The sequence below is a fragment of the Spirulina subsalsa PCC 9445 genome, from assembly GCF_000314005.1.
In the GTDB taxonomy this organism is placed as follows: domain Bacteria; phylum Cyanobacteriota; class Cyanobacteriia; order Cyanobacteriales; family Spirulinaceae; genus Spirulina_A; species Spirulina_A subsalsa.
Window position 1 is genome coordinate 2,345,286 of sequence record NZ_JH980292.1, and the last position, 22,102, is coordinate 2,367,387.

The following is a 22,102-nucleotide window of genomic DNA, read 5'->3' on the forward strand; positions in this document are numbered from 1 at the left end:
ACCCAGAGGAGAGGATTTCTATGACCATTTCCTTGGATTGTGAGATTTTCTATCCTGATAGTGACGGTCAGCCCATGGCAGACAATACCTTACAATTTCGCTGGATTGTACTGATTAAAGAAAACCTAGAACTGCTTTTTGCTGACCAGCCTGATGTTTTCGTAGCCGGAGATTTACTCTGGTATCCTGTGGAAGGCCGCCCAGAAATCCGAGTCGCTCCTGATGCTTTAGTAGCATTTGGTCGCCCTAAAGGAGAGCGAGGGTCTTATAAACAATGGGAAGAGGATAATATTTCCCCTCAAGTCGTCTTTGAAATCCTCTCCCCCGGCAATCGTTTAGCTGAAATGGGCAAAAAGCAGCAATTTTACGACGACTACGGGGTAGAAGAATATTATATTTACAACCCGAACCGCAATGATTTACATGGACTATACCGTACAGCAGAAGGATTGCGGCCAATAGAAGAAATCCAGAACTGGACAAGTCCCCGTTTAGGGATTCGTTTTGTTTTAAGTGGGACGACTTTGGAACTGTATCGTCCCGATGGGCGACCCTTCCTAAGCTTTTTGGAGTTGGAACAACGAGCCGAACAGGAACGGCAAAGAGCCGAACTGGAACGCCAACGAGCCGAACAGGAACGCCAACGAGCCGAACAAGCTGACCAGAGGGCCGAACAGGAACGTCAACGAGCCGAACAAGCTAACCAAAGGGCGGAATTGGAACAGCAACAAGCTGAACAGGAACGCCAACGTGCCGAACGATTAGCTGCCAAACTGAGAGCTTTAGGGATTGACCCTGAAAGCTAAATTCTGGAGTTTGCCATTCTGCACTTTTCCCTAAACCCCCATTTTCAGTCGCTCTTTTCCGTTGCCCCAAACTGGTCAACTAAAATCTCCCGCAACACCTCCGGCAACTCATCACAAGGAACCCCTTTGCGGAATAAATTGCCGAGTTTAGCATCCTTGCCGACCTTGCCTCCGGTGTAAATATCCACCCCTTCTACTGTTTTCCCATCCTTACGGACTTTAGTTCCTAATAAACCAATATCCCCTACTTGAGGCTGTCCACAGGAATTAGGACACCCTGTCCAATGAATGCGCACCCGTTGGGGAATATTCAATTCCTGATCTAACTGTTGGGCAAATTTTAACCCTCGTGCTTTGGTTTCAATGAGGGCAAAATTACAGTAATGGTTTCCGGTACAAGAAACAAGCGATCGCACCAAAGGATCCGGACTCACTGTAAACTCCTCCAGCAACGGTTCCGACAGCAACGCTTCAACATTCCCCTCGGCCACAAAGGGTAAAATCACATTTTGTTCCACCGTCAAACGGATTTCACCATTACCATACACCTGGGCCAGACGCGCTATTTCAAACATTTTATCGGCAGATAAACGACCCACCGGAACGTGCAATCCTACATAATAATAACCGGGCTGTTTTTGAGCATGAACCCCTAAATAATCCTTCTTCTCTTGGGTAATTTCATCCTCTGGGGCCGCTGGGAATAATTCTCGTCCCAAAACCTTCGCTACCTCAGCGCGAAACTTCTCCATCCCCCATTTATCCAGCAACCACATCAGACGCGCTTTTTGCCGAGTTTGTCGCAATCCCTCTGCGGCTCCATTTTCCGTATAAACCTTTAAAATGGCACAACTCAGGTCAATCACCTCATCATTGGCCGGCACCCACACCCCCATCGGAATGGCCTCAGCACAGCGTTGGGCCGATAAATACCCTCCCAACAACACATTAAACCCTAACTGTCCCTCCCGATAAGCGGGAATGAAGGCAACATCATTAATTTCTGCGTGAATCGAGTTATCTCGTCCCCCCTCAATGGCAATATTAAACTTTCGAGGAAGATTACTAAAGGTATAATTTCCTTGACCGTTATTCGTGATGACATCTTGCAATTTTTGCAATAATTCTCTAGTATCAATTAGCTCCTCGGCATCTAAACCCGCGACTGGAGAACCTGTTAAGTTGCGCACATTATCCATGCCGGATTGAATACTGGTTAACCCAACCTGTTCTAACTTCCGAAAAATATCAGGAATATCTTCTAATCTAACCCCGCGTAACTGGATATTTTGCCGCGTTGTAATATCCCCACTGCCATCCTCGCCGTAACGTTGGATGATTTCTGCCAAAACCCTCATCTGTGGGCTATTTAGCACACCATTAGGAATCCGTAAACGCAACATAAATTTACCCGGTGTCACGGGACGGAAGAAAATACCTAACCATTTTAAACGCACTTCTAAATCCGTTTTATCCAGTGCTTCCCAGCCAATTTTAGCAAAATGTTCTAACTCATCTTTAATCGCTAAACCATCTTTTTCTAGCTTCGCCTTTTCTATTTTATTGAGTTTGATTTCTGTTTGTATTGCTGTATTCATAAAGTTTTCCCTTTTTACTTTTTCCACAAGAGTTAACGGTTCGATTTAACTCGATATTTATGACCATTGATTTCTGTAGATTAGGAGAAAAAAACAGGTTAATTCGTATCTCCTGTTACATTTTTTAGCAATATTTGTATTTTTTGCATCAGATCAATGCTTTTGCTGCATAGAATTAGCGCACCGGATTCTAGGCTAGGGGAGATGGCGGAATTCCCGAAATAAGCGATGAAGTCTAGACTATAACTAAGGGTGAGTAGTGCGACTCCTACCCAAGGCTGTACTGATGCACTGGTTATTGAGATTCCCTCCTCATCCTGAAACGATGAACTCGCATTAGATTCCCTCTTAACCCATGATTTTAAGTATTATTGGCTTGGTTCTCATTGGCGTTGGTATTTTTGGCTTTTTTCGTCGCAAAACCTTAAGCAATCATTTGTTAAGCCTTAAGTTAACCGATTCTTCAAAGATTGCTGAATTGCAAGAGATGCAACAAAGTATTACCCAAGAATTAGGTCAACCGGGAGCTTTTTGTGAACTGGTTAAATTACGGGGTCAACTGCGCTGTAAAAACCCTTTAATGGCTCAATTATCCCAACGTCCTTGTGTTTACTATAAGGCTTCGATTACAGAAAAATATGAAACAGTGGAATGGGAAGCGGATAGTGAAGGGAAGCGGCGAAAAGTCAGGAGAACGAAGACGAGAACTATTAACCAAAATGAAAGCCAGATCAATTTTTTGTTAGAAGATGAGACGGGGAAAATTAAAATTAATCCCAATGAAGCTAAAATTGATGCCATTCAAGTGGTAAATCGTTTTGAACCTGCGACTAATCAAGGACTTTCTGTTTCTTGGGGAGGGGTTTCTCTGAATTTACCGACTCGGTTTGATTCAGATTATAAAACGCTAGGTTATCAGTATAACGAAGAAATTTTACCGATCGATATTGATATTTCAATCTTTGGGGAATTGCGAGATCAAGATAATGAGTTAGTGGTTAAACGTCCGGGAGATAAAAAACAACCCTTTTTAATTTCCCACAAATCACAGGATGAAGTGCTTCAAGACCAAGAAAAAGAACTTTCTAATACTATTCTCTGGTCTACCCTTTGTCCAATTTTAGGGGTTATTTTAATTATTATTGGGCTGGTCACAGGAGTTTAATTGACTGAGGCTGGAAAGCCCGCGTTGTACCTTTAGGGTTAGCGTCCCGAGGATGTCACTAAGTCGGTTCTCACGGTACCGTTGGTGCTGAAAATGACCCGTAGCTGTAAGGTGCGGTTGTCGGCGACGGGGGAGACAAAGGAACTGCCTAACGAGGGCATTCCGGTTTGAGCTAAGACTTCTTGGGCTTGGTTGTTCATGGGACGAAACCGCTTGAGGGACCCATCTCCGTCGATCCAGATGTGATATTCGACGGGTTGGTTGAGGGTTTCGGGGGGTTGCCAACGGTTGGCAAAGTAGGCCTGGACTTCGCCGATTTGGGGGTAGGTGTAGCTGGAGGAACTCCAATATTCACCGCGCATCACGCGCTCAAGGTTTTCTTGAATGGCTGTTGCGATTTGGGGGGACGCTCCGCGCACTCCTCGGGGGGTGGGGCGGGTTCGGGTGGGGGGGCGCTTTGCCCGCGTAGGGCGGGAATGGTGGGCGGGGTGGTGGGTGAGTCGAGAATTAGGGGGGGACGAGTTGGGGGAGGTGTGGGTTGGTCAAGGGGTGGGGGGATGGGGGGGAGTGGGTCGCTGGGGGCGAGGGCGGTTTCGGGTTCGGGAGTGGGTTGGGGGGCGGGGGCGGTTTGCCGGGCGGTGCTTGGGGAACGGCCGGGCATGGTGGGCGGGATGTTGAGGGGAACGTCGCTGGGGTTTACTGGGGGAGGTGGGGTGAGTCGTTGCCGTTGGGCGAGGTCTGGGGGGAGGCTGGGGGTGGGGGCTGGGGGAGCATCGGGAAGGCTGGGTAGGGTTTGTACGCCGATAGGAGGGCGGTTGAGGTCTTGTAGGTCTGGGATGGAGATGGAGGTCTGTCGTTGTTGTTCGGCTTGGTGGTTGAGGTAGAGGGTGGTGGTTACGCCGGAGGCAATGATGAGGAAGGCGGCGGTTTTGGCCCAGGCGGGGACGATGGTGGAGGATGAGGAGGAGAGGCGGGGGAGTAGATCGATTTCGGCTCGGTATTGGTCTAATACGGTGCCGAGGTCGAAGAGTTGGGTGGTGGAGAGGGGGACGGAGGTGGAGGGATTCAGGAGGGTACCGAGGAATAATTCGTGCTGTAATAGCCCTTGGGGACGTAGGAAGGGCAGTTGACTAGGGTTAAGGGGGGTGGGTGAGGGACTGGAGGGGGTGGCTCTCAGGGCGGCAGGAACGGGGGCAGCGAGGAGGAGGTTTTGAATGTAGGTGGTGACGGTATCACAGAGGAGTTCGAGTTGTTGGCGATCGCCTTTTAAGATGATTTGCTCGTCTTGCATCTGTCGAGGGTCATCAAAGCGCAGTTGAAATTGTAGGTTTTTAACGATGGGTCGTTTCTGAAATTTGGACAGGGGGGAGCGAGTCGCCCAAATTTCTAGGGTGCAGGTGGGGGGAGCATAGCGTCGTTTAATTTGGTTTAGGGGCAACATAAATCAAGAATCAATGATTAGGAATTCATTCTATAGAGTAATTCCCCTCTGGGTTCTGGGTTGGAGGGAATAGGGAATAGGTCGGTTCTGAAAGATTCTATTATAACGGCAATATTCCCTAAGACTGGGAGAGGAAGGCGGTCTGTTCCCCGGTTGCTTGAGAAGAGAAACTCCCCTAAGAGGAAACCGTCACCCGTGATTCATTTCTGGGGGGGAAGTGGTGAGACACTAGAGGAGGCGATAGGCGATCGCGTACAATGCTTTCAGAAGCACTCCAGAGAGTCAGTACCCGACCATGACTAAATCGAAGCGTCCTAAAGTTGTCTCTATTCACTCCTATCGTGGAGGAACCGGAAAATCGAATTCTACGGCCAATTTAGCGGTGACCATTGCCAGTTATGGCCATCGTGTTGCTATTGTGGACACGGATATCCAATCCCCCGGGATTCATGTTTTATTCGGCTATGGGGAGGAAAATCTCAGTCCCTGTCTGAATGATTATCTCTGGGGACGCTGTAAACTTTCGGCGGCTGCCCATGAGATGACCCATGTGTTAAAAGGTCAAGAGGACAAGGGGGGAAAGGTTTTTTTAGTGCCGTCGAGTATTAAGGCTGGGGATATTGCCCGAGTCCTGCGGGAAGGCTATGATGTGGGACTACTCAACGACGGTTTTCAGGACTTGATGGAAGATTTAAGCCTGGATTATTTGCTGATTGACACCCATCCGGGGCTGAATGAGGAAACGTTGCTTTCTATTACGATTTCTGATGTCTTGCTGTTGATTTTACGACCGGATCAGCAAGATTTTCAAGGAACGGCGGTGACGGTGGATGTGGCGCGGCGCTTGGAAGTGCCTAAAATGTTGATGATGGTGAATAAAGCCCCGACGTTGTTTGATTTTGAGCAGTTAAGGCAAAAGGTGGAAAGCGCTTATGAAGTCCCAGTGGCGGGGATTTTGCCCCATTCTGATGATGTGATGATGTTGGCGAGTAATGGGGTGTTTGTGGTGAATTATCCTGATCATGAGGTGACACAGACGATTCAGGCGATCGCAAAACAAATTATGCTCTAACTCCTTCTCTTGTTCTTTGGTATCTACTCCTATGTTAGAAAACCCCATGACGGCTGTGGGTCTGCTGGCCGGAGCCTTAACGACTATTTCCTTTTTACCCCAAGTCCTGAAAACTTGGAAAAGTAAGTCCGCGAAAGATATCTCCCTCGGAATGTTCCTCACCTTTTGCCTCGGGGTACTGTTGTGGATTATCTACGGGGTGGCGGTGGAGGATCTTCCGGTCATTGTAACTAATGTGGCAACGTTGATCCTAGCTGGGATGGTTCTGGGTCTGAAACTCAAATACAATCAGCACTGAATCATCCCTCGTCACTCATAGGCAAACGGTCGGTTCGTGGTAACGTCTTCTAGTACCCCCGTAATCCCTATGATTCTACCCTGCTGATCTAAGGTCGGACGCGCTGTTACCTCAAATAAACCCATGTCTTTATTGCCTCGAAAATAACGCACTAAATAACTCACTTCTGGAATATTTCCGGCAATTAAGGCCTCACATTGTGTTAGATGTAACCGTTGATCTTGAGGATGAATTAAGGTCACTAACGGACGGTTTAAGGCTTCTTTTACGGGTTGGGTAGTTAGGCGTGTCCAAGCCTGACTTAAAAAGATTAATGTTCCCTGTAAATCTGTTTGAAAAATAACGCCTTTTAAATTATCAACAACTGAGCGATATTTTGCCTCACTTTCTCTCAAGTTATCCTGTAACCGTTGCCGTTCAATGGCATAAAATATCGCACGAATTAAGGTCTGACTGCCTGTTTTCCCCTTAATTAAATAATCCTGCGCCCCCGCTTGAATGGCTTGGATGGCTAAATCACTGTCGTTGTAGGCTGTCAGAACAATGACGGGAAGATTATGCACTTGGTTAAAAATTTCACTAAAGGTTTCTAACCCATTACTATCGGGTAAGGACAAGTCTAATAAAATCAGGTCAAAACTCATGGTCTTGAGTTCATTTAATGCCCGATTTAAGGAGGGTACGATTCGCAGGGGGATGCTTAAGTGATACTGTTGACTCCCAACATTAATTAATTCCTCAATTAGTTCTGCATCGTCAGTATTATCCTCTACTAGGAGAATCTTTAGGGCAGTATCTTCCATCTGGATAGGAGGACGGGAGGGTTCAAGGGGAAAATAAGTCATCATAGGGCGATGAATTCTAAAAATTCTGAATTAACAGGATGAGTTAAAGAAGAGTGACAGATAATTGAATATTGAATCGAATCTCTAGGAAGAAGAAAGAATGCCTAAGCTAAAAGTTTTAAACCATGAGAACACAGCCGTTTCCCTAAACTTAAGGGCAATCCATCGGGTAAAGGTTTGGGCTGCCATAGGATGGCAGTTGGACAATATTAAACCAGTAATGCAAAAGGGATTGAAGTATTCTGATCAATGATTCAAGGGTCACGGGTCTTCTAATATAGCAATTAGCTCCTAACTCATAGCATTTTTGAATCTCGTCAGGATGATCGGAGGAGGAGAACATGACAACCGGAATTTTGCTGAATTGGGCGTTTTGTTTTAGCCAGGTTAAGGTTTCGATGCCATCCATTTGGGGCATATTCAAATCTAATAAGATCAAATCGGGTTGAGGATAGTCAGTCGGTTGCTTATGGGGGGTGATAGGCTCAAGGTACTCCACTAATTGTAAACCTGTTTCGACACAACGGAAATTTAGATGAAAGCGGGTTTCTTCGTGGGTTAACATTTGAACGACCTGTTGGGTCAAAATACAAGTATCCTCGTCATCATTGACCATTAGGAGGGTAAAGTTCTGAGCAGAAAGGTTCACTGTCCGATCCTCTGTTTGAAGTCTAGTGATTTATTGTAACAAAAAAATAATGTTTTCATCGGATTATGTTGCTATATTTTCTGAGCAGAATTCATTCGGTTAACGTTAGACCGGGTTAAGATTATGGCATTCACAGGTGAGGGGAATTTACAAGTTTACATGGGGTCTAAGGGAGGAAAGGTCAAGTAAAAGGTTGAGCCTTGCTTCTCTTGAGATTTTACCCAAATTTTGCCGCCATGACGTTGGACGATTTTCTCACAGATGGCTAGTCCAATGCCGGAGCCGGGGTATTCATTGGCGGTGTGTAAGCGTTGGAAGATTTGGAAGATGCGCGCTTGATGTTTGGGGGGGATGCCAATGCCGTTGTCTTGAATGGCGATTTGCCAGTGATTCTCTAGGAATTGGGCGGAAACTTGGATTTCTGGGGGATGATTTCCTCGGTATTTAATGGCGTTGCTGAGGAGGTTTTGCAGGAGTTGGAGGAGTTGGGAGCGATCGCCTTGTACCGTCGGTAATTCGCTAATCCTAAGACTGGCTCGGCTTTGGCTGATGTCTAGTTCTAAGTTGGCGATCGCATCTTGGATAATTTCCCCTAATTCACAAGCTTGAAACTCTTTCGGTTTCCGTTGCACTCGGGAATATTGCAGCAGATCATTAATCATCGTCTGCATCCGTTCACAACCCCGCACAATTCGCTCTAGATAACGATTAGACTGTTCATCAAGTTGTTCTCCCTTTAGTTGTTGTAACAATTGGGCATAACTGTTAATAATCCCTAAAGGCGCTTGTAAATCATGGGAGGCCACATAGGCAAACTGTTCTAACTCCGCATTGGAACGAGCTAGTTCCTCTTTTTGGCGAATATCTTCGGTAATATCCCGCGCACTGCCTAGGATTCTGTGGATTTGCCCCTGACTGTTGCGAATGGGAACTAATAAGGTGCGCCAAGTGCGTGTTCCAATGGGGAAAGCAAGGGTTTCCTCATAAGAAAGGGTTTCTCCGGCCTCCACACAAGCTTGATAGGATTGGGTTAAATGTTGGGCAATGGGTAAGGAATAGACCTCATAGGGACTTTTGCCGATGATCTCCTCCCGCGTAACACCAATTTGTTCCTCATAACAGGGATTAATCGTTTCATAAACAAATTGCTCCTCGGGTAACACTTGAACTAACCAAATGACCTCGGCAGAATGGTTAAAAATCCCCGCATAGAGAGCTTCTGAGGCTTGGAGTTTCAGTTCCGCTTCCCGTCTACTGTAGTGGTTATAAATCAACTCCCCAATAATGCGCAAGAGTTTTTGATCTAGTTCTAACCAGTTTTTAATGTGGGGTACTGTCGTGGCTAAACCAATAGCTCCCCACAGTTGACCGCTAGAATCCAACATGGGAATCTCTAAGATGGAGTTAAATTGTAACTCCCGCAAAAACTGTTCTTCGGTGTGGGCGCTCGGAGGTAGCTCATCAAGTTGGGAAAGAGCGATCGCACGATTCGCCCGAAGTTGCAACATCCACCAATCCATCGCCCTTGTATCTATATTTTGCAGATCATCCTGCAAATGATTTAACCCCGCTTCACACCATTCCGCCACCCAACTCCCTTGATGGCTATGGGAGTCAAAACGCACCAGATAAGCCCGTTGAATGCCCATAGCACGCCCTAAACAGAGCAAAATGGGTTCTAAGTCAAAATGCCAGCGAGAACGGTCTTCTTCCAAGGCAGAGAAGGGTTCTAATTTGACCAATTGTTGGGAAATTTGGGTGAGGGCAGTTTCTAATTTTAGTCGATAGGACAACTGTTCCGTTGCCGATTTTAGGGAAGTAATATCAATGGAGGTTCCCACCAAACGATAGGGGATTCCTTGGTCATCTCGGATGGCCTTAGCGCGACTCAACACCCAGCGCACCGCTTGACTTTTACAGAGGAGGCGATACTCAATATCATAGGTTTTTTGTTCTCCTCGTAGGTACTGAATGCTGTGTTGAATCACCTTCTCCCGATCTTCGGGGTGAATCAGTTGTTGTATTCTTTCACAAGATGTGCCAATCTCCCTCACGGAGTAGCCCAAAGACGCGATAAAGTCTGGGGAATAATAGATTTCGCGGTTTTTGAGGTTTGTATCCCAGACTCCAATATTGGCGCTTTGGGTGGCGATTGAATACCGTTCCTCACTTAACTGTAATGCCTCATAGGTCTGTTGTCGGTCGGCGTAAGCATAAATCATTTCCCCCACAATGGACAACAGTTGAATATCTTCTTCTAACCACACCTTCCGCCATTCCCCCATCGTAGACAATCCCAACACCCCCCACAACTCCCCTTTTGGGGTAAAAATGCCAATTTCTAGGACACTACAAGTTCCTTGCACAGTTAATAAAACCTTCTCCCAATGGGCTTGGGGGGGTAAATCTTCGGGATGTTCCAACACTACTCGTTTGTGTTGCAATAACTGCCGTAACCACCACTGAAACGGCACAAGATTTAAAAGCTTGAATTTTTCTTGTAAGGAAAATGTCTCCTCATCATGCCATTCATAAGTCCTTTGAAAAGAATAACTTAAAGGACTTACCGGATAAAGTGTTTGACCTAAAAAATGTGAATTTTCATCTCCCAAAATTGTATAAAGATAGACTCGATTCACCCGAATCACTCCCGCTATTTTTACTAATACTCTATTAAAATCATAAGGGTTATGAGTCGCTAAATACTGGGAAATTTGGGCTAGCACTTGTTCTGCTTTCAGGCGAGATTGAATCTGCTGTTCTGTCATTTTCCGATTTTGGATATCTTGGACAATGCCAATGCCAGATTCTAATCCACCTTGACTATCTCGTACCACAGAAACAGTAATTTCTACCCAATGAGCTTGTCCACTTTTGCTAATATAACGCTTCTCCCAAGAAACACTCTCTAAGTCTTCTTCGATTGCTTTTTGAATATATTCAAAATCTCTGGGCAAATCATCAGGATGGGTAACATCATAAAAACTTAAATTCATTAACTCATCTTCTGAATATCCCAACAAGTTACAGAGATATTGATTCACTAACAAAAACTCCCCTGATGGGATAGTATAAGCAATCCCGACTCCCGCTTGTTCTACAATGGCTTTCAGTCTAGATTCACTCTGACGCAACGCTGTTTCTGCCTCAATGCGATTGGTTACATCTAACGCCAAAGACATTAAAGAAACTAGGCTTCCGTCTTCGTTAAACAAACTGGAATTATACCACTCACAAAAAACAATATTCCCCGTTTTTGTATAATTGCGATTGTGACATATATTTTGAGCTTTATGGGGATCTTTAATGGAATCTACTGTGTTTTGGACTTTTTCCCAGTCTTCTGGATAAACAAAAAGCCATTCATCAAGTGCTTTTCCGAATACTTCTTCCTCAGTCCAGCCAAAAATTTCCTCGGCTCGTTTTGACCAACTCATCACCCGCATTTTCTCATCCCATTCTATAACAGCTAGGGGAGAATTACTCACATGAGCCGCTAGTTTTCTATAGGCTTTTTCAATGGAGGTGGTGGGTTGGGTTGGAATATCTGTTAATTGAAGGTTACGGCATAAGCTATCATGGGTAAAAACCCCAAGGAGTTGCTCCTCCTCTCCTAACAGGGGAAGATGACGAATCTGATATTTTTTCAGGGCTAACAAGACTTCAAAAATGTGGCAAACTTGGCTAGCATAAAGCATTACAGGATTGGGTGTCATGACGGATGCGATCGCCACCTGCCTAAAATCCTGTTGTAATGCGGCTAAACTCACCACATCCCGTTCCGTGAAAATCCCCACACAGCGTTTCTGTGCCATCACTAAAACATAACTTTTCTGCCGTTGCGTCATCTGTTGTAATACATCCAATAAGACGGCATTCGGGGAAACTTCAATCCAGTCTATTTCAGCGTATCCCAGAAGTGCTACATCAGAGTTAAACATGGGGAATTAAGGGGGCCGTTTTCCTATAGAATAACAGTACGATTGCGTCCTTGGTGTTTGGCTAGATATAAAGCGCGATCGCTTTTCCGAATTAAATCCTCTGTCTTGTCCTTCTCTTCGGGAATCCAACTCACCGCACCCAGACTCAACGTCACATAAGGAGCAATATCTGAACATTCATGAGGAATCGCTAATTTTAACAATCGATTTTGAATTTTTTCCGTTAATGTGATCAAAGACTTAGGGTTAGTTTTTGGTAAAATCAAAGCAAACTCTTCCCCCCCATACCGAGCGACTAAATCTCCAGAACGCTTGACCACTTCACTTAACATTTTGGCGATTCTAATTAAACAGTCATCCCCTTTTAAATGTCCATAATAATCATTATACTGTTTAAAATAATCCACATCACATAAAATAAAACCTAAATAGCTTTTTTGCTGTTTTGCGTCATTCCATTCTTGCTCTAAAATAGTGTCAAAATAACGACGATTAGCCACTTGTGTTAGTCCATCAATGTTAACTAAATACTCTAGCTTTGTTAAGGCTGATTGTAGCTGTAAATTAAGGTTCTCTAACGCCTCATTTCGCTCCTTTAACTGTCGGTTTAAATCAACTAATTGTAGATGATGTTTTACCCGTGCTACCACTTCTTCCACTTGAAACGGTTTAGTAATATAATCTGCACCTCCTACCCGAAAAGCCTTTGCCTTATCTAATCCTTCACTAAGCGCACTAACAAAAATAATCGGAATATGAGCCGTTTTTGAATCTGCTTTAATCTCTTTACAAACCTCATAACCATCGATTTCTGGCATCAAAATGTCCAGAATAATTAAATCTGGAGTAAAGCGAGAAAGGCTGGTTAATGCCAATTTTCCCCCATTAGCTAAACGGACTTCATATCCTTGATCTGTTAATATTTTTTCCAAGAGACGCAAGTTGTGGGGAAGATCATCCACCACTAAAATTTTAGGGATTGTAGTGCTTAAGAGCGAGGACATATCTCAAGGATTCTATAATGTTAAAATGGCTAAAAAGATTAATCATGGTTCACGATACAACAGGGTCAGATCAAGGAATTAATCATCAAGTATAATCCTGATAGATGTTCAAACAATCAGCCAAACTATTCTATTCTAAATTATGAGGATTTATTCAAGTTCATAGTTTGAGGTTTTTGGCTCAATATAAATCACTAAACTATACGCTCCTCGACCTTCAGGATTATAACTGTTCACAATCACTTGATAGATACCATCATCAGGCAATAAATATTCAAGTTCTGCATTCCAGTTTTCGGGACTAATATCATCGGCATCTGCTAGTTTTTCTCCTTGGGTGTTAAATAGCACCAGATAGGGATCAAAATCTTCACTCTCTAGACGAATCCGCACCCGTTGCCCTGCCTCTCCTGGAAAGGTGTAAAGATCATAAAAACTACCGTCTTCTAGTTTAGCATCACTCTCTTCAATCCGTCCTTGCTCATTTAAAATAGGGTTCGCCTTGACTACATTCTCCCCCACAACAGCAATCATTAGGCTTAAGAGGCAAGATAACCCCAAATAAATATAAAAGCGGCTCTTTGTGATCATGATCCTTTGCTCGTTAACTTGTCATCACACCCTATTATACGCTTCATGGCAATTTCCTACACCCTAAACGCCCTACCCTCTCAGCAGAGTGTGTTAATCTCTAGGAGATGGTTTTAGGAATAAACCCAATGATGTTTTCTCTGGCACGACAAAACTTTTATAGCGAAATCAAAAAAAACGAAGCTGAACTAGATTTAGCCAAAGCCGCCCTATATATTGCTCAAGAAGAATATGATTTTCTTGAACCGGATGTTTATTTGGGGGTTCTAGATAATATTGCTGCTGAATTGAGAGAACGATTACCGGATAAGCAATACCCCCTAAAGATGATTAGAATTATCAATAAGTATCTCTATGAGGACTTAGGATTCCGAGGAAACAAGGCCGATTATTATGATCCCCGTAATAGTTTCCTCAATGATGTTTTAGATCGTCGCTTAGGAATTCCAATTAGTTTATCTTTACTTTATTTGGAAGTTGCCAAGCGGCTAAATTTTCCTATGGTTGGCATCGGAATGCCCGGACATTTTATTCTCCGACCTGAATTTGAAAATGTCGGCATTTTTATTGATCCCTTTGAACAAGGTAATATTTTATTTGAACAAGATTGTCAAGACATTTTATCAAAACTTTACCAACAGTCTGTTATCTTGCAACCTGAATTTTTACACCCGATTAGTAAACATCAGTTTTTAGCCAGAATATTAACAAATCTTAAGTTTATTTTTCTGAATCGACAACTATTTTCTAAGGCTGTGGCCACGATTGATCGGATTTTATTGTTATTTCCTGAGAACTATGGGGAAGTGCGAGATCGGGGATTATTGTATTATCAATTGAATGAATGGGGGCTGGCTATTCAGGATTTAGAAGAGTATCTCACCCAAGTGCCTAATGCTCCTGACGCGTTGATGATTGAAGAGTTTTTAAATCAAATGCGGTAAAATGGACTCGTCCTAGAATCAGGAGGGGGGAAACCAGTGATGATTGAGGGCTTATTGCATCCATGCAATTAATCTTGTAACTGATAGAGGGTTTCGGCGACTCGTTTTAGGCGGCGGAGTTGGGCTTTCATGTCTTCTTTGGTTAGGGTGGCGGCAAAGGTGTTAAAGCCCCAACGGACGAGGGGATTGGGGATTTCAAATTCAAAGCGGTTGAGGAGTTGGGTTCCTTCGGGGGTGGGGGTACATTCCCAGCGATCGCGCCCTCGGAAAAAGCCGTCGAATTCCCACACCACTAACCCCGGTTCTCGTTCCACTACGGTATTTTTGAGGGTGGGTTGTAAAAAGGGAATCTGGATAATAAACCGACTACGACTGCCTAATTCGGTACTCCATTCCCCCATCGGTTCACAGCGTAGGGCGGGATTTAACCAGCGCTGCATGAGTTCCTGTTCCGTCACACAACGTTCTACGACAACGGCGCTGGCTCTAATACTAATCGATTGCTCAAAAACTTGGCGTGCAGACATGGGACGGGATAACAGACGGTTGGTTATGGGTATTTTATCTAAATTTGATGGTTTTTGGCGGAAACTTCGGTATTATTCAAAGTAGCAGGGGTTTTTAAGTGTTGCAGTGACCCCTGTAGATGCAGAATTCAGGTATATACCATGATACTGACCATTAGCAGAACTCTCGTGAGCCATGCACCTCCTGTGTTGGCACAGGCTTCTCCTATGCCCACTTGGGTGGATGAAACCCTGTCTACGGTGAGTTCTAACCTTGGTACTTCTTTAATTACGTTGGTTCAGGCGATCGCAATTTTAGTGGTGGGTTGGATTATTGCGAGCTTGGCGCGTCGTATTACCTACACCATCTTACATCGCACCGAGATTGATAATAAAATTGCCGCTTGGATGACGGGGGGAGATACTTCCTTCCCCATTGAAAAATGGATTGCAGGGGCCATTTACTGGCTGATTATTCTCTTTGTCATTATTGCCGCCCTCAGTGTTCTGAACTTAGAACAGGTTTCTAACCCCTTAGAAGCCCTGTTAGAGGAAGTGACGCGCTTTTTGCCTAAAGTGGGTGGGGCGGCCATTCTCTTGGGCCTAGCGTGGCTGTTAGCAACGCTGACCAAGTTGATTGTTGTCCGAGGATTACGCGCTACTCGTTTAGATGAAAAGCTGGGGGAACAAGTGGGTAGTTCCCCAGAAGGTGGGGAGTCTTTGCACCTCACGGAAACTCTGGCTAATGCCTTGTATTGGTTTATTTTCCTCTTGTTTTTGCCCTCGATTCTCAGTACCCTGCAATTAGAAGGAACGCTGGTTCCGGTGCAGCAGTTGGTGAATCAGGTGTTGGGGGTTTTACCCAATATCTTAGCGGCGGTGTTGATTGGCGGCATTGGCTGGTTAGTGGCGCAAATTGTCCGTCGAGTGGCGACGAATTTATTGGCCGCTTCGGGTTTAGATCGCATGGGGGAAGGGTTCGGTTTTTCCTCTGCCACGGGACAACGTTCTCTGTCTTGGATTCTGGGCACCTTAGCCTATATTTTGGTGCTGATTCCGGTGTCCATTGCGGCACTCAATGCGTTACAGATTGAGGCGATTTCTCAACCTGCGATCGCCATGTTGGAACAGATTTTAGCGGTGCTGCCCAATATCTTTATGGCGGCGATTGTGCTAATTCTGGGCTATGTGGCGGGGAAATATCTGTCGGATCTGGTGACCAGTTTGTTGGTGGGGTTAGGGTTTAATCATCTCTATGAATGGTTAGGGTTTGCCTCTCCTGCGGCGCCTCCCCAAGATATTAACCCGGAGGAACAAACAACACCCCCAAATGAAACGATTCCGGTTCGCACTCCCTCGGAAATTGTGGGGATGATTGTCTTCGTCGCGGTGCTTCTTATTGCCGCACTAACGGCGGTGGATATTTTACAGATCAACGCTTTAACGGGCTTGGTGGGCGGTATTATGACCATTGCCGGGCAGGTGTTGGCGGGGGCGGTGGTGTTCGCCATTGGCCTGTATTTCGCCAATTTAGCCTATAACTTGATTGCTAGTTCCGGTAATCGTCAGGCTTGTTTAGTGGGCAATGCGGCGCGCATTTCGATTATTACCTTGGTGTCTGCAATGGCCTTACAACAAATGGGAATCGCCCCGAATATTGTTAATCTGGCGTTTGGTTTAATTGTGGGTGCGATCGCCGTTGCTTTTGCGATCGCCTTTGGTTGGGGAGGTCGTGATATTGCCGCCGAACAACTCCGCCAATGGTTAGAATCCTTCAAGCGGGATTAATTGAAGGGGGGGAGTTAGAAGTTGGCAATTGGGAATAGCAGTAGGGGGAATCATGAATTCCCCCTACACCCCAAACTTCCCGATTATCCGCAATTACAGCCCGGATGACCACAGCCATGAGATCCGTCGGTGTGACCGTTGGCACAAGCTTCACCACAATAATATTTTCCGTCTTTCTCAATCGCTTTGTCGGGACTCACCATACATTCACAGGTACTACAAGCACATTTCACTTTTTCTAAGGTGGCTGCCATGTTAGTTCTCCTTCTTGCGAATATCTGAACAGCTATTCATATTTTAGCTCAAAAGTCTGAACAGGTGTTCAGATACTGTTCAATTTTCCTTAAGGTCTGGGGAAAGGTCTTGTCCTGCGATATCGGGGAGTTCGGGTTATCCTAGAGAGGGGGCAAACCTTTTTCCCCCAGTGAGTAACCGGAAGGATCGGCTACAGTATAGTATTTTTGTTTTTGTTTCTCAGAGTGGAAAACCGATGTCGGATCTTAATAGGGCCTTGATAGATGACCTAGAATGTGAGTTACCCCACCCCCTCGCAACAGATCATTTAGCGGAATTAGGGCAGGGGGTGTTAGACCCGGAAAAAGCCCAACGGATGGCGGAGTTTTTTAGTTTTTTGGGGGATCCCAATCGTCTGCGCATCCTGTCGCTGCTGGCACAAGAGGAACTTTGTGTCTGTGATTTGGCGATCGCCTTAACCATGAGTGAGTCAGCCGTATCCCATCAACTGCGTACCTTACGGGCAATTCGCTTAGTGCGTTACGAAAAACGAGGCCGTAAGGTTTTCTACCGTTTGGCCGATCATCACATTTTAGATCTCTATCAAGCGGTGGCTGAACATCTGGATGAAATTGATTAGACTGCATTGACCCCAAAATAGTCAATAATCCCACCCAAAAAATAGTCAAAAAAAACCTCCTCAAGGAGGAGGGCATTTCCGTTTCTATCTAGGGGATTTTTTCGCTTTAAACTCAAGATACTAAAAGATTGTGCAATTTTTGTGACAGTCCGACAGTTTTTCTTCAATTTAGCTGAATTCCCCAGAATCCCTGCACTCTAGCGTTAGCGCAGCCCGACACACCCTTGACACCCAAGGGAGGTAAAACAAAGTCAGCATCCTCTTCAAATATTAGTTTTTATTTATAAAATCCGTCTTTTATATTTGTTATTTGTAATAACATTAAGAATTAATACAAAAATAAGTCAACTTTTAAACTAAGATTTGACCAAATTTCAAGGGTTCTGGTACTCTTGACAAAGAGAATAATCCAGAGGCAGTTTCTTTAACTTTATGAAATTCTAAAGAAAATATAAAAAACATAGGCTAAAACCCTTATTCCACCGTACAATCCACCCGAAATTAAATACCTGATAGACCCGCTATATCACTTTCCGCACTCCTACTTGACCCCAATTTAACAAAAATGTTGCGGAATTCCCCTTCCTCGCTTGCAGGGAGGGGATGGATAACAACCCAGTAATAAACTGAGCGACAGCGAATCCTTAGATAAAATCCTTAGATATAGCAGGAGTCAGGAAAATTAGGACATCGAATGCGTTTGTATCCGCACCAAGCCAGACCAAGATATTGTCCTAACGGCTCAGGCGTTTGCTATAATATGTTATACTGTTATCGGCAACGCCGTTTCTCGATAATGTATAAGGCTTACAAGTATCGTATCTATCCTACTAACGAGCAAAAAGTATCCCTGGCTAAGGCGTTCGGATGCTGTCGTTGGTATTGGAATTTGGCCTTAGACTTGTGCCAGAAAACCTATATTGAGACGGGAAAAGGATTGTCCCGGGGATATATCCAAGGCCTATTACCAGGACTAAAAAAGGAGTATCCTTGGTTAACAGATGCCTACTCCCAATCCTTGCAGGTGGTTGCCCTTAATCTTTCTACTGCCTATAAAAACTTTTTTGAGAAACGGGCGCTGTCACCCCGTTTCAAGTCAAAGCATGGTCGGCAGTCTTTAAGTTATCCCGCTAACGTTAAGTTTGAAGGAGACTATCTCAAAGTACCGGGAAAAATTGGATTGATTTATTGCCGTCGTCATCGGGAACTTGAAGGGACAATCAAAACAGTTACTCTCTCCAAAAATCCTGATGGCAAATACTATGCTTCGGTGTTAGTGGATGACGGGAAAGATGCCATTAGCCCATCGGTTGAGGGCAAAGCCATTGGCATTGATGTTGGACTAACTCATTTTGCCATTACTAGCGATGGGTCTAAGTACGACAACCCTCGCCATTTTGCCAAGCATCAGAAAAACCTAAAGCGTAAGCAACAAAAGCTATCGCGTAAACAAAAAGGTAGTAAAAATCGAGCTAAGGCGAAACAAAAAGTCGCCAAAGTTCACAGTAAAATTGCCCATTGTCGTGAGGACTTTCTACACAAGCTATCCCGCAAGATAGTTAACGAAAACCAAGTAATTGCTGTAGAAAATCTGAACGTCAAAGGGATGGTAAAAAACCCTAAACTAGCCAAGGCAATTAGTGATGTGGGTTGGGGGATGTTTACCACTATGCTTAAATATAAAGCCGAGTGGGAAGGCAAAACCTATATTGAAGTTGACCGCTTTTTTGCGTCTTCAAAAACTTGTCACGTTTGCCTTAATCGAGTGGATAGCTTACCGTTAGAAGTTCGGCAATGGGAATGTCAAAATTGTGGCACTCACCATGACCGTGATATTAATGCAGCACAAAACATTAAAAATGAAGCCTTGCGGATATTGTCGTTGGGAACCAGCGATACGGCCTGGGGAGGGAACGTAAGACAACCTGGCAAGATTTCGGTTTTGCTAGATGTTCCATTGAATCAGGAAGCCCCATCCTCGCCAACGGCAGGGTGGGGTAGTTCACGCTAAGTATAATTGCTCATCATCGTCATGGGTATTGACAATATAACAAATCTGTGCATTATATTCCGTTTCTAAAAATTGTGCGGATTGTTATGGTCCTCTTCAGAAGACAATAACAAGCTAGAGATAAGACATAGCTTGATATTCGGTTTTTTCGCTGCCAAAAACAACAGATGATCAATAGGGGAAAAAGCTGGTTTTCTGAACTAACTCATCCTTAATGGGGTTCACCAATATCTAGGAGTTAGTTCAAGCATCATGGATCTTCTATGAGATGGTGAAAGCTAGAACGTAAATAAGTGTTAAGTTTCTCTCTTAATCTTCTCTCTTTCCTAGACAGTTCCATGCTAAAAGTGTCATCATCAATGAAAAGGGGATTAGATTAAGTTGGGGATCCACTCAATCCCATACACTATCCTGGTATATTTTTTTCTTTTGAGCATCTGCTAATGCGAATCAGCGTATTACCGTTCTGAATTAGGGAAATTCCTTAAATCAGTGCTGTATTTTTATTCAGACAAGGAACAGAACTATGACCTATTCATCTCCCTTAGAAAGCCTAGAGATTCCCTTAGAACGAGATGTTTTTCTGCGGACTTTAATCCGCGAACTGGCTGGCACCCTACAAAGTGTCGTCGGTTTAGAAGAAGCGTCTGGCTTTATTAGTGTAGTCGGTCAAGCTATGGGTCGAGCCATTGACGAGGATTACAAATCTGCTCTCCAAGTCTCCAAACTCTCCCGTGAGCAAGTGACCCAAGTCTTAATCGACCTAAAACGACGGATTCAAGGTGATTTTTATGTCATTGAAGAAAGCGACGAAAAAATTGTGTTTGGCAATCGAGTTTGTCCCTTTGCCGAAAAAGTATTAGAGCGTCCTTCCATGTGCATGATGACCTCTAATGTTTTTGGCTCCATTGCAGCCGATAACCTAGGCTATGCCAAAGTAGAATTACAAGAAACCATCGCCCAAGGTCATGATGGCTGCCGAGTGGTGGTTTATCTTCAACTGACAGAAGAAGCAGAAGATGCAGAAGGTCGGGAATATTTTGGCGCGTAAGAATTATGACACCTGAAGAGTTCCTAGAGTTTGCCCGCGTTTTACCAGAACCCCTGTTATTAGTCACCGTTCGAGGGGATATTTTAAATCTGAATCAACCTACTGCTAAATTACTCCAGCGCAACCGGAAAGACTTGCGCGGGGCGAGTTTATTTGACTTGGTAGAAGATGAGGTGGAGACTGTGCAGAATTATCTGCAAACCTGCGGTAGAAGTCGGCAACTAACTCTAGGCTCTTTAACCTTTACCCTGCCCGGAGAGGTTCTCATTTGCCGTGCAGAAGGGGGAGTCTTACAACCTGCTTCTGGGGACTCCCCCGCCTTAATTTTACTGCGCTTGGAGCAACGAGCCTCTGCGAATTTAGATTTTGCCGTTTTAAATCAAAAGATTGACGAACTCAGCGAAGAAATTCATCGTCGCAAACAGGTAGAATCAGAACTGGTGGAAAAAAATAGCCAGATAACTCATGCTTTGCAGCAACTAAAAACCACACAAATCAAACTCATTCAAACTGAAAAAATGTCCAGCTTAGGACAATTAGTTGCAGGAATTTGTCATGAGGTGAATAATCCTGTGAGTTTTATTCATGGCAATTTATCTCATGCTGAAGAGTATGTTCAAAATTTGGTTGAGTTAATTCGTTTATATCAGGAAGAGTATCCCGATGTACCCCCCCATATTAAGGAGTATCAAGCAGAGGTTGATCTTGATTTTATTCTCCAAGATTTAGATAGTTTACTGGGTTCAATGCGTATGGGAACCCAGCGTATTTTAGAAATTGTTCAATCCCTGCGTAACTTCTCCCGTCTAGATCAATCCGAGGCTAAAGCCGTGGATATTCACGACGGTATCGAAAGCACATTGTTGATTTTGCGCAACCGTTTAGGGACACCTTTACGAGGTTCTCCGATTGAGGTCATTCGGGACTATAACGACTTGCCTTTAATTCATTGCTATCCCGGTCAACTAAATCAAGTGTTTATGAATTTGATCAGTAATGCCATTGATGCGTTAATTGAAGCAGATATAGCGCGCAATAGTGACGAGCTTGAACAGTATCCTGCTCAACTGTACATTTCTACAAAACAGGTTAATTCTGAGACAATAGGTATTACGATTAAAGACAATGGCTTAGGCATTTGTGAGCAAGTCTGTCCGCATATTTTTGATCCGTTTTTTACGACCAAACCTGTGGGGAAAGGGACAGGATTAGGACTTTCAATTAGTTATAAAATTATCACAGACCTCCATCAAGGGCAATTAATCTGTCATTCTGTTCCGGGTCAAGGTTCAGAATTTAGGGTAGAAATTCCTGCCCGTCAATATTCCTCTGCGGCTCAACCCGAATCCACTCGGAGAGGATCTAATCTGCTTCCGACCCAACCTGAATCTAGTCAGATAGGCTCTAATCTTTTAGTCGGTTAATAGGGCTTGCTGAATAATTCCGAGAGTTGGTGGGAGCAGGGGAGAGGGAATAGGTAATAGGTAATGGGGAATACTAATTAATTCCCGATTCCCC

General features: G+C 44.4%; 20 protein-coding genes. 10 read left to right on the forward strand and 10 right to left on the reverse strand.

What is annotated here, in order from left to right; all coding sequences use genetic code 11:
* Window positions 1–20: 20 nt before the first annotated feature.
* Window positions 21–806, forward strand: coding sequence for a Uma2 family endonuclease (locus SPI9445_RS0110930; protein WP_017304787.1), 786 nt, complete (start codon window positions 21–23; stop codon window positions 804–806).
* Between the two features lie 44 nt (window positions 807–850).
* Here SPI9445_RS0110930 and SPI9445_RS0110935 read toward each other — a convergent pair whose 3' ends face one another.
* Window positions 851–2,404 (reverse strand): ferredoxin--nitrite reductase, encoded by a 1,554-nt coding sequence (locus SPI9445_RS0110935; RefSeq protein WP_017304788.1) that lies wholly within the window; start codon window positions 2,402–2,404, stop codon window positions 851–853.
* Between the two features lie 355 nt (window positions 2,405–2,759).
* On the opposite strand from SPI9445_RS0110935, the gene SPI9445_RS0110940 reads away from it, so the two are divergent.
* On the forward strand, window positions 2,760–3,569 hold the full coding sequence (locus SPI9445_RS0110940; RefSeq protein WP_017304789.1) for an E3 ubiquitin ligase family protein: 810 nt from the start codon (window positions 2,760–2,762) through the stop codon (window positions 3,567–3,569).
* 38 nt (window positions 3,570–3,607) lie between these two features.
* On the opposite strand, the gene SPI9445_RS0110945 is transcribed toward SPI9445_RS0110940, so the two are convergent.
* Window positions 3,608–3,931, reverse strand: coding sequence for a hypothetical protein (locus SPI9445_RS0110945; protein ID WP_026079700.1), 324 nt, complete (start codon window positions 3,929–3,931; stop codon window positions 3,608–3,610).
* The gene (locus SPI9445_RS25185; RefSeq protein WP_033373992.1) at window positions 3,931–5,010 is read right to left on the reverse strand and encodes a DUF4335 domain-containing protein; all 1,080 of its coding nucleotides are present in this window, start codon (window positions 5,008–5,010) and stop codon (window positions 3,931–3,933) included. The genes SPI9445_RS0110945 and SPI9445_RS25185 overlap by 1 nt, the downstream gene beginning before the upstream one ends.
* Before the next feature lie 295 nt (window positions 5,011–5,305).
* Between SPI9445_RS25185 and SPI9445_RS0110955 the strand changes: the two genes are divergently transcribed.
* Both SPI9445_RS0110955 and SPI9445_RS0110960 read left to right on the forward strand, forming a co-directional pair.
* The gene (locus tag SPI9445_RS0110955; RefSeq protein ID WP_017304790.1) at window positions 5,306–6,082 is read left to right on the forward strand and encodes a MinD/ParA family ATP-binding protein; all 777 of its coding nucleotides are present in this window, start codon (window positions 5,306–5,308) and stop codon (window positions 6,080–6,082) included.
* A gap of 31 nt (window positions 6,083–6,113) precedes the next feature.
* Window positions 6,114–6,380: a SemiSWEET transporter gene (locus SPI9445_RS0110960; protein WP_017304791.1), complete on the forward strand. Its 267-nt coding sequence runs from the start codon at window positions 6,114–6,116 to the stop codon at window positions 6,378–6,380.
* A gap of 11 nt (window positions 6,381–6,391) precedes the next feature.
* On the opposite strand, the gene SPI9445_RS0110965 is transcribed toward SPI9445_RS0110960, so the two are convergent.
* The 5 genes from SPI9445_RS0110965 to SPI9445_RS25195 form a co-directional block, all read right to left on the reverse strand.
* Complete coding sequence (locus SPI9445_RS0110965; protein ID WP_083883521.1) at window positions 6,392–7,228, reverse strand: PAS domain-containing response regulator; 837 nt, start codon at window positions 7,226–7,228, stop codon at window positions 6,392–6,394.
* Window positions 7,229–7,376: 148 nt separating this feature from the next.
* The gene (locus SPI9445_RS0110970) at window positions 7,377–7,874 is read right to left on the reverse strand and encodes a response regulator (protein ID WP_017304793.1); all 498 of its coding nucleotides are present in this window, start codon (window positions 7,872–7,874) and stop codon (window positions 7,377–7,379) included.
* A 155-nt stretch (window positions 7,875–8,029) separates the two neighbouring features.
* Entirely contained in the window at window positions 8,030–11,815 is a 3,786-nt protein-coding gene (locus SPI9445_RS27540) for a PAS domain S-box protein (protein WP_017304794.1), read from the reverse strand.
* A gap of 23 nt (window positions 11,816–11,838) precedes the next feature.
* Window positions 11,839–12,819 carry a diguanylate cyclase domain-containing protein gene (locus tag SPI9445_RS0110980; RefSeq protein ID WP_017304795.1) on the reverse strand — a complete coding sequence of 327 codons (981 nt, stop codon included), beginning with the start codon at window positions 12,817–12,819 and terminating at the stop codon, window positions 11,839–11,841.
* 150 nt (window positions 12,820–12,969) lie between these two features.
* The gene (locus SPI9445_RS25195; RefSeq protein ID WP_017304796.1) at window positions 12,970–13,410 is read right to left on the reverse strand and encodes a PPC domain-containing protein; all 441 of its coding nucleotides are present in this window, start codon (window positions 13,408–13,410) and stop codon (window positions 12,970–12,972) included.
* Between the two features lie 128 nt (window positions 13,411–13,538).
* Between SPI9445_RS25195 and SPI9445_RS0110990 the strand changes: the two genes are divergently transcribed.
* The gene (locus tag SPI9445_RS0110990) at window positions 13,539–14,354 is read left to right on the forward strand and encodes a SirB1 family protein (protein ID WP_026079701.1); all 816 of its coding nucleotides are present in this window, start codon (window positions 13,539–13,541) and stop codon (window positions 14,352–14,354) included.
* Window positions 14,355–14,422: 68 nt separating this feature from the next.
* Here SPI9445_RS0110990 and SPI9445_RS0110995 read toward each other — a convergent pair whose 3' ends face one another.
* Window positions 14,423–14,881: an SRPBCC family protein gene (locus tag SPI9445_RS0110995; RefSeq protein ID WP_017304798.1), complete on the reverse strand. Its 459-nt coding sequence runs from the start codon at window positions 14,879–14,881 to the stop codon at window positions 14,423–14,425.
* A 141-nt stretch (window positions 14,882–15,022) separates the two neighbouring features.
* Here SPI9445_RS0110995 and SPI9445_RS0111000 point away from each other — a divergent pair, with 141 nt between their 5' ends.
* Complete coding sequence (locus tag SPI9445_RS0111000; protein ID WP_071525279.1) at window positions 15,023–16,648, forward strand: mechanosensitive ion channel; 1,626 nt, start codon at window positions 15,023–15,025, stop codon at window positions 16,646–16,648.
* Window positions 16,649–16,731: 83 nt separating this feature from the next.
* On the opposite strand, the gene SPI9445_RS28455 is transcribed toward SPI9445_RS0111000, so the two are convergent.
* The gene (locus tag SPI9445_RS28455; RefSeq protein ID WP_071525280.1) at window positions 16,732–16,902 is read right to left on the reverse strand and encodes a metallothionein; all 171 of its coding nucleotides are present in this window, start codon (window positions 16,900–16,902) and stop codon (window positions 16,732–16,734) included.
* A 236-nt stretch (window positions 16,903–17,138) separates the two neighbouring features.
* Here SPI9445_RS28455 and SPI9445_RS0111010 point away from each other — a divergent pair, with 236 nt between their 5' ends.
* From SPI9445_RS0111010 to SPI9445_RS25200, 4 genes are all read left to right on the forward strand, one after another.
* A complete protein-coding gene (locus tag SPI9445_RS0111010) occupies window positions 17,139–17,522 on the forward strand; it encodes an ArsR/SmtB family transcription factor (protein ID WP_017304801.1) in 384 nt (127 codons plus the stop codon).
* A gap of 796 nt (window positions 17,523–18,318) precedes the next feature.
* Window positions 18,319–19,533, forward strand: coding sequence for an IS200/IS605 family element RNA-guided endonuclease TnpB (tnpB, locus tag SPI9445_RS0111020; RefSeq protein ID WP_017304803.1), 1,215 nt, complete (start codon window positions 18,319–18,321; stop codon window positions 19,531–19,533).
* Between the two features lie 526 nt (window positions 19,534–20,059).
* A complete protein-coding gene (locus SPI9445_RS0111025; RefSeq protein WP_017304804.1) occupies window positions 20,060–20,584 on the forward strand; it encodes a methanogen output domain 1-containing protein in 525 nt (174 codons plus the stop codon).
* Window positions 20,585–20,589: 5 nt separating this feature from the next.
* On the forward strand, window positions 20,590–22,008 hold the full coding sequence (locus SPI9445_RS25200) for a PAS domain-containing sensor histidine kinase (RefSeq protein ID WP_017304805.1): 1,419 nt from the start codon (window positions 20,590–20,592) through the stop codon (window positions 22,006–22,008).
* Window positions 22,009–22,102 lie beyond the last annotated feature (94 nt).